Raw genomic sequence first — 7,715 nt, 5'->3', positions numbered from 1 at the left:
CAGCAGAGAAACCGGCCTTCGCGCCGGTTTTTTGATGTCTACAGTTCCCAAGCGAACCCTTGTAAGCCCAACTCGTTGGGGGTATATCTGGGGGCATCTTAGTTCGGTCACGAACGATACCCCCAGATGAGCCCGTTCAATGCCCCTCACGGATAGCGCCATCAAGGCCGCAAAGCCCGCAGCGAAACCCTATAAGCTGAGCGACTCTCAAGGGCTGTACCTGCTGATCAACCCAAACGGCTCCAAGCTGTGGCGCCTCAAGTACCGCATGGCAGGGAAAGAGAAACTCCTGTCTTTCGGCACCTACCCCACTGTCACACTCCTTCAGGCGCGCAGACGACGGGACGAAGCCAAGCTTCTTCTGTCCGAAGGGAAAGACCCAAGTGTCGAGCGCCAGGCAGAGAGAATAAATAAGCAGAACGAAAGCCTTACCTTCGAATCCTTGGCAAGGGAATGGCATGCTTACCGCTCACCCCGCTGGGCGAAGTCGACTGCCGACAAAGCCGCGGCATATATGAAGTCGGATCTGTTGCCTGCGTTAGGCAAACGCCCAGTCAGAGCCATCAGCCGCCCGGAACTGGTCGAACTCATCCGCAGGATTGAACAACGCGGCGCACACAACGTTGCCAGGAAGGCACGACAGTGGCTGAGCCAGATATTCCGCTACGGCCTCGCCAAGGGAGTGGTGGAAGGCAACCCGGCAACCGATCTTGACGTCATCGCTGCGCACGCTCCGGTTGCGCGTCACCATCCTCACGTCACGATGGCAGAGCTTCCTGAACTGCTACATAGAGTTGATGGAGCACGGATCAATACACTGACACGCGCAGCTATCCAACTACTGATTCTCACGGTAGTCCGGCCCGGAGAGTTACGGGCAGCGCCCTGGTCAGAGTTCGATCTGAAAAATGCTACCTGGACGATCCCAAGGGAGCGTATGAAGGCACGCCGCCCGCACATCGTTCCCCTTCCCCATCAAGCCATCACCATCCTGCGCCAGATCCACGAAATTACCGGCCGGTATGAGTTGGTTTTCGCAGGCCGCAACCATGCCAATCGGCCGATGAGTGAGAACACCATTAACAAGGCTCTGGCCGAGGCTGGCTACAAAGGACGCCAGACCGGGCACGGTTTCCGGCATCTGTTCAGCACGGAGATGAACAACCGAGGCTTCAATCGTGACTGGATTGAGCGCCAGCTAGCGCATGGAGATAGAGACGAGATCCGCGACACCTACAACCACGCCAGCTACCTCGAGCAACGTCGAGGGATGATGCAATACTGGGCTGACTCCATTGAACAATCCAATTCAACGATAAGCCTAATCACAGCTCGCCAGTGATAATTAGGTTGAAGGCCGCTACCACCTCCTGCTTAGCTGCCTCATTACTGAACCGCTCACTATCATATGAGGTTGCATTGGGGGGCGAATGGGGAGTTATCGACGCTAAATTGGAGCTTTCAGCCTATCTATAACTGTATAAATCCCCATAGATTCCCGAGCAGCCCCAACAGATTGGTACAAAAAATGGTACATCGCTGAATATGCGCAGGGCACAAAAAAGGGCGCGGATGCGCCCTTCGATACGAAAATCCGGTCTACTCTTCGCCACCAGCCTCCATAGGAGTTGCGGCGCGCATAAGCTCTTGGAACGAATTTGGCATGCGGCCACCCTCCAGCATCGCCCGAAAGACCCTGTACACATCCGTTCGAGCGCCAGCCTTCCGGAGCGTCAGGTTGTCATTCAGCCATGCGTAGATGATGCTTTTGGGAGCATCGCTGCGATATTGAAAGAAGAGACGATACCGATCAGGAAGCCCACTCTTGACCCGTTTCCAATGTCGGAAGTCTTCGCCAAGAGTATTGCCCAGGTGGTAGGTTGCGGAGCACGGGTCGGCAGGAACACGCTGCAAGACTGCGCCCTCGACCTTCTCATACAATTTGTAGAGCGAGTGCTTGTGAAAATCGTCTGGCGACACTTCGGCCAAAGCCTCTGCTTCAGCCACAAGCGCATCTAATCGCTCAATGAATAGCGGGTGGCCGAACAATTGCCACCCATTGATGACGGTCACGTTCCCTGTGTGCACTGGCGTCTCAGCCTTCTAGAAGCTCGACCGAATTGCTCCGGTTTTTCTCTGCTTTGGCCCGAAGACGAGCCATACGACTCAGCAGAGACGAAGGAATCGGTTCGATGCAATCAGGATTCCGATCGATATCCTGTTGGAGGAGGCCAAGGAACGCACCATCTGCGGCGATATCCGCCCGAGCATTCTCGAGCGAATGTATTTCACACGTCTTTTTCATGGTCATTCTCCTCAGGCTACCAGCCTGCAACCCGCCTCAGCACCGCTGGGCAGTGTCCCTTGATCAAAAACTAGAACAGTTTTCATCAGGGCGCAAAAAACCACGTTGCTACGTGGTTTCTTCTTCTCTCACATTTTGACGTCAGTTCGCCCAAAAAATTCAGTTGCTTTAGGCTTTGGCCGGGATTCCACAGCTCGCTGACAGGTGCGGATTAAACCTCAAAAGCGCCGCGACACGCTACGGTCATTTTGTAAAACGTGTCGCGACACGTCAAAAAAACGAGATTCCTCAGTCGCTTGCGTTTCGATGATTTTTTTTGATTGTGCCGTTCCCCGGGCAGAAACCTGCGTTTTTCGCACTCAATGCCTCGATTCGGCGTTAGCCGCCTGACCTCTATCGCTCTGCCTCGAACACTGCCATACCCTTCCCCACCGGAATCCACTTCTCCTCCGGATCACCAGGCCGACAGATGGCCACCTCTACCTCGGTGCTCTTCCCTTCTGCCGGCTCAGCCGGACGAATGGCAGCATGCCGCAGCAAGCTATCCATGCCTGGCACGAACGTGCTCTCGGAGCAATGGAACGACCAAACCCCCGCCTTGTTCGTGTCGCTCACTTTCCGATCAAGCTTCAGCGTCCACTTCCCGGCCAATCGAATCACCAGCATCACCTAGCTCCGTAGGAAAAGGCCGTAGTCTACTCCTAATCCTGACAGGCCTGATTCGCAGCCAGGAGCTGCGCCTCGTAACCGATCCTCTGCCGGCGCTCGGCCAGCAGCGCTCTGACCTTGGTCTGTAGATCGTCGCCTTTTCGCAGCCCAGCAGTTGCCCAGGCCGGCACCTCGACCGCTGGCACCCGGCATGGCACCGCCACCGGTACTTCTACGCGCACCGTGCGCGGCTCAGGCTCGACCTGGCCGGCGCATCCCGCCAGCGCGAACACCACCAGCATCAGCACCATCCTCATAGGCCCAACTCCTGATCGATGACCGCCTCGGCGGCCGCACACTGCTCACCGGCGGTTCGCTCACGTACCAGGCGCTGGGCTTCGGCATACTGCTCCGCGGCCTGCTGCCGTCCCCGATCCACAGCCTGCGCGGCATCCCGGGCGCGCTGTTCGCCGGCCACGCGCAGCGCGGCAACCTGCCGGACCTGCTCCGCCACTGTGGCCTCCAGGCTGCCCCGGGCGGCGCGGCAGGCGACCAGATCCGCCAGCGCAGCACCGAGCTGCGGCCGGTAGTGACGCGCGCCGAGCCAGACACCGCCGGCGGCGCCGAGGCCGACCAGAAGCAGGCAGGCCAGCGCGACCGATAGAACGCGGGCGGAGATCACGACAGCACCCTCTTCGCCCGCTCCCACAGCGCCAGGCGCTCCGCCTGGCCGTTCGTGCCGCCGTTGATGCGCCGAGTGATGGCGGCGAACTCGCCGCGGTCGGCCAGGTCGTTCAAGCCGTGACTGGCCCACCACCAGGCCGCCGAGATCGCCGCCCACTCCGGTTGCTCGAGAAGCTCGGGTTCCTGCTCCAGCGGCTGGCCCAGCCCGGCGCCGGCGGCGCGGTAGTTCGCCCGGCCGGTGATCTGCAGCAGCCCGCGCCCGCGGTAGCACCAGCCATCGCCGGACGCCTCGTCGCCATTGCCGTTGCGCGAGGCGTAGGCGTTGTTGGCGATGGCTCGGGGGTTGCGCGCCAGGCGCTGCGCCAGGGCGTTGGGCTGGCCGTCGGCGCCGAGGTACCGGCTCGGCCAGGTCGCAGCCAGGCCGCGGGCGCTGTAGTTGAGGTTCTCCACCAGCCGGGTCAACTGGGCGCTCTCGTGCCCGATCTGCGCCAGGAACGCCGCCGCGCGCACCGGCGAAGTGATACCGAAGCGCGTCATCCCGCGGTTCAGCGCACCAACAAAAACGCCGGCTCGAGGGCCGGCGTTCGGGAGGACATGCAGCAACTGCTGCTCAGTGATAGGCATACGCTCTCCTGAAATAAAAAAGCCCGCTTCTTAGGCGGGCTTTTATTTATCTGAAAAATTAATTCGTCATATAGCTAAAGTTTATAGTCAATGAGCATCCCTTATCCCAATTGAACGGATAGTCAGATGAAATTGGCTTTCCGTCCACCTCAATCAAAAGCATTTTCTTCTCAACATCGATAAATCCATACCCGATGAAGTCCTTTTCCGAGCTACTGTCATACAGCCTAGCCATGAATCCGCCCTGTGGATCATTACCTACCTCATTGACTGGAAGGAGAAATCCCCATGCAGAAGAGTCAAGAAACTCTGTGCGCTCTCCTGCCTCAAAGAACATTTGAACATGGCATATGCCGTTATCCAATGAATATCTTCCTTCAATTACCCCGTCTCTCACAGAAACGCCCCAGTCGCTAGGAGTGAAGGAAAATGACTCAGCAAGTCCGCCCATAATTCACCATGAGTTAAGTTGATGGAAGGTTTCATCATACCAATCATGGACACAGAAAGGCGAAATCAAACGAAGTGGAATGGATTGCGCCCGATATTCCATGACCGCTCGATCTGCCGAAACCGGCACGCTAGGCGCAAGAGCCAGGATCACCTGCTCCCGACCACTCCATCCTCCGGCTTGCTAAATATACGTCAATGACGTATATTCAAGGAATGCGAACAGTCATCGAAACTGAGATTTTCAAGCGCTATGCAGACAACATCTGGAGCGACCCCGAACGGGAGGAGTTCATAACGTGGATTGCCACCAACCCCCTAGCCGGAGATGTAATCCCAGGATCAGGCGGGCTTCGCAAGGTGCGTTGGTCTCGTCCTGGCATGGGAAAGCGCGGAGGCGCGCGTGATTTATTACAACGCCGAAGAGGCGCAAGCCATCTGGCTACTGATAGCGTACACAAAATCAAAGTTCGATAACCTACCAGCATCCACCTTGAGCAAATTGAAAGAGGCCATGAATGGATAAGGAACTTGAAACTTTCGAGGCCGATCTCCTCGCCTCGATTGACGAAATGAAGAAGGGGAAGGCTGCCCGTTCGACGCAGGTCGAACTTTCTCCGATTGCAGAGATTCGTGCAAAGGTCGGAATGGCGCAATCTGAGTTCGCACTCCTCCTGGGAGTTAGCGTTCGTACGCTACAGGAATGGGAGCAGGGTAGAAGGTCTCCTTCTGGAGCAGCGAAGACCTTAATTAAGGTTGCAAGCAAGCACCCGGAAACGCTTCGCGAACTGCTCTAGCTTGGTTACGTCGAAAACTCAACCGGATAGTTAAAATGAAAAACAAATCAGCAAGAACTATAGACGAGTATACGAACTCCATGTTCAATCTCCGCACCGATGAGACAGAAAAAATATCAAAAGAGATAATCAGTCTGCTCATCGGCACGGCCTTTTTTATCGCTATCGCAATGGCATCCGAGTATTTTAGCGAGCCTAGTAAATCACACCATCAACAAACGGTCGCTCCCCACGTGCAACGCTAACCGCAAACCGATGAGTGCTTTTAGTGTTCGATGAATTCGGCGTTATTGTTACTCCTGCCTGAGATATATTTACAACTCCTGAATTTGCCCCATTTGCCTCAAGCTCCATCTGTCCAGTTACTGGAAAGTCAACGAACACGCCAGAGTCAGAAGAGTATGTTCCAGAGAACGCAACAGCGGAAGTCCCAGAGACACCAGAGATATAAAACCTAAAAAGAACATTCGCGCCATTGTTTCGAGTTGCAGTTATCACTCGACTCGGAGGTATCGAACCAAAGTCAGCATTCTTTATTGTCGTGCTTGTAATTGATATCGGCATCCACCAATCATGATAGTCTAGCGCTTGCTTTTTCGAACTAACTGAAAGGCCAAGCTTCTTAGCAATAGTCTCAGCAATATACTTATGTCCATGAACGTTTGGATGGGAGCCATCCGAAAAGAGTTTAATGGTATTTACAAGATAATTTGCATCTGCTGGCTGCGATCCTTTTCTAAAGAAATCAGCAAACGGGATGTATAGGCCCTGCGTTTCGTCAGCTAGGCGCTTTAGCTGCTGTCTTGTATTGTTTGTATCTGGGTAGCTCCACAAAAAATCAGGTACCACTACGGGTACGCCATTTTGATTTGAATAGATTATCAGCCAATCAATTCTTTTTACGAACTCATCATAGTACGCCGTATCAGACTCATTGTCTGACGCATCATTGATACCCAGTGCCATGATGAATAGAGAGGTTCCTGTCATCATCGAACTGATGACAGACTCATCAACCCAGCGAAGCCTACGGCCAGAGTTTGAAAAATTATGCAGAGCCGACTGACTATAGGCGTTCGCATATGAAAAACCAGAAAATTCAACAGTTGCGGCAGATGTAGTAACAACCTCGATTACACATTTCCCAAACCCATTATCCTTCAGTGTTACAGCTTGGCCTTGCAAAGCGTTTACAACTGAGGCCTGTGTATTCACACTAGCTACTACCGATCCGTTAACTTTTATGTCAAACGTTCCCCCACCAGGCCTTGCGACGTAGTAAACCGTGCATGCGTCCTGAAATGTTGGGATTGTCGACCTTATGATGTTGCCAACCTCATTTGACACCCACGACAACCCTTGAGGAACATATGATCCGCTTTCATTCGATCTATAAACCCAAGAGTGGGTTCCTGATGTTTTTGCGAAGTCGATAGAGTGAATTTCATTAGATGTATTCCCAGCACCGTCAACGAGAGACATCAGCGGCGTGAATCCATAAGTTAGAGTACCGATCTCGTTGTATAGCATTCTTCGCAGGAGATTAACCCAGCCATTCCGGTATATTCTCCCGGCAAAAGCTCCGTGAGAAATAGAATCACCAAGCACATACATAGTTGGGGCACCTGAGATTCGTGCTCTTACTCTTGTTAGCATCTGCGCGTTACCAAATGCGCCAGTCGTCGCTAAGTTAGATGCTTCCTCAGCCTTTCCATCAATCTCATTTATTGCATAGCCAACGGTGCTAGCAGGGTATTCCACCGATGCGCTATAGCCAACCATGCCCCCCCCAGGGCTCAGACTTAATTGCTGGCGCAGAGCCTGGTCTGACCGAACAGTCAGTAGAGGCTCATCGGCTGCCCACGACCCGCTCAGTGTGAAGGGGAAGCTTGCGGGAAGGCGAACGCTGTAAAGATTCCCCCCACGCTGGATCAGTTGGCTCGAACGATCGACAGTCAGCGGAGTTCCGTCGACGTAGATCAGCGGAACAGGCTCGAATGCCGTGCCGATCAGGAAGTCGTTGACCTGTTGTTCCAGTCCAAACCAGTTTTTTCTCGAAACGCCGAATCGGTCACTCCATGCAGCGTTCGCGCGGTCATTCATCGCCGCGTCTAGGTTCTCGGCGTTATCGTACAGATCACGCGGGTCTTTAGAGCCTAGCGGGTTACCGGTGGCGTAGGTCGTCATGCAAATTCTCCGGGCATGAA

General features: G+C 54.5%; 10 protein-coding genes and 1 pseudogene. 3 read left to right on the top strand and 8 right to left on the bottom strand.

Annotated features, from left to right (window positions below; all coding sequences use genetic code 11):
* The first annotated feature begins 139 nt into the window (after positions 1-139).
* Positions 140-1,342 (top strand): tyrosine-type recombinase/integrase, encoded by a 1,203-nt coding sequence (locus tag HMPREF2716_RS25595; protein WP_070622047.1) that lies wholly within the window; start codon positions 140-142, stop codon positions 1,340-1,342.
* A gap of 257 nt (positions 1,343-1,599) precedes the next feature.
* Here HMPREF2716_RS25595 and HMPREF2716_RS25590 read toward each other — a convergent pair whose 3' ends face one another.
* From HMPREF2716_RS25590 to HMPREF2716_RS29520, 7 genes are all read right to left on the bottom strand, one after another.
* Positions 1,600-2,073, bottom strand: coding sequence for a type II toxin-antitoxin system YhaV family toxin (locus tag HMPREF2716_RS25590; protein ID WP_236079802.1), 474 nt, complete (start codon positions 2,071-2,073; stop codon positions 1,600-1,602).
* Positions 2,074-2,095: 22 nt separating this feature from the next.
* Positions 2,096-2,305, bottom strand: coding sequence for an AbrB/MazE/SpoVT family DNA-binding domain-containing protein (locus tag HMPREF2716_RS29525; protein WP_124131947.1), 210 nt, complete (start codon positions 2,303-2,305; stop codon positions 2,096-2,098).
* A gap of 393 nt (positions 2,306-2,698) precedes the next feature.
* Positions 2,699-2,971 (bottom strand): hypothetical protein, encoded by a 273-nt coding sequence (locus HMPREF2716_RS25585; protein WP_070622045.1) that lies wholly within the window; start codon positions 2,969-2,971, stop codon positions 2,699-2,701.
* A gap of 35 nt (positions 2,972-3,006) precedes the next feature.
* Complete coding sequence (locus HMPREF2716_RS25580; RefSeq protein WP_043495129.1) at positions 3,007-3,270, bottom strand: hypothetical protein; 264 nt, start codon at positions 3,268-3,270, stop codon at positions 3,007-3,009.
* Positions 3,267-3,635 (bottom strand): hypothetical protein, encoded by a 369-nt coding sequence (locus tag HMPREF2716_RS25575; RefSeq protein ID WP_043495132.1) that lies wholly within the window; start codon positions 3,633-3,635, stop codon positions 3,267-3,269. Before HMPREF2716_RS25575 ends, HMPREF2716_RS25580 begins: the two co-directional genes overlap by 4 nt.
* Complete coding sequence (locus HMPREF2716_RS25570; RefSeq protein ID WP_033971240.1) at positions 3,632-4,261, bottom strand: glycoside hydrolase family 19 protein; 630 nt, start codon at positions 4,259-4,261, stop codon at positions 3,632-3,634. The genes HMPREF2716_RS25575 and HMPREF2716_RS25570 overlap by 4 nt, the downstream gene beginning before the upstream one ends.
* 58 nt (positions 4,262-4,319) lie before the next feature.
* Entirely contained in the window at positions 4,320-4,712 is a 393-nt protein-coding gene (locus HMPREF2716_RS29520; RefSeq protein WP_126584612.1) for a hypothetical protein, read from the bottom strand.
* A gap of 215 nt (positions 4,713-4,927) precedes the next feature.
* Here HMPREF2716_RS29520 and HMPREF2716_RS29935 point away from each other — a divergent pair.
* Positions 4,928-5,237, top strand: a pseudogene (locus HMPREF2716_RS29935) (transcriptional regulator).
* Entirely contained in the window at positions 5,230-5,508 is a 279-nt protein-coding gene (locus tag HMPREF2716_RS25565) for a helix-turn-helix domain-containing protein (RefSeq protein WP_033940983.1), read from the top strand. The pseudogene HMPREF2716_RS29935 and the gene HMPREF2716_RS25565 overlap by 8 nt, the downstream one beginning before the upstream one ends.
* Before the next feature lie 195 nt (positions 5,509-5,703).
* Here the strand turns inward: HMPREF2716_RS25565 and HMPREF2716_RS29515 are convergent, their stop codons facing one another.
* Complete coding sequence (locus HMPREF2716_RS29515) at positions 5,704-7,695, bottom strand: SGNH/GDSL hydrolase family protein (RefSeq protein WP_079867251.1); 1,992 nt, start codon at positions 7,693-7,695, stop codon at positions 5,704-5,706.
* Positions 7,696-7,715: the final 20 nt, after the last annotated feature.

This window comes from Pseudomonas sp. HMSC076A11 (assembly GCF_001810205.1).
Lineage (GTDB): Bacteria > Pseudomonadota > Gammaproteobacteria > Pseudomonadales > Pseudomonadaceae > Pseudomonas > Pseudomonas aeruginosa.
Note: the sequence above shows the minus strand (reverse complement) of the source record. Positions and strands in the feature narration are given on the sequence as shown.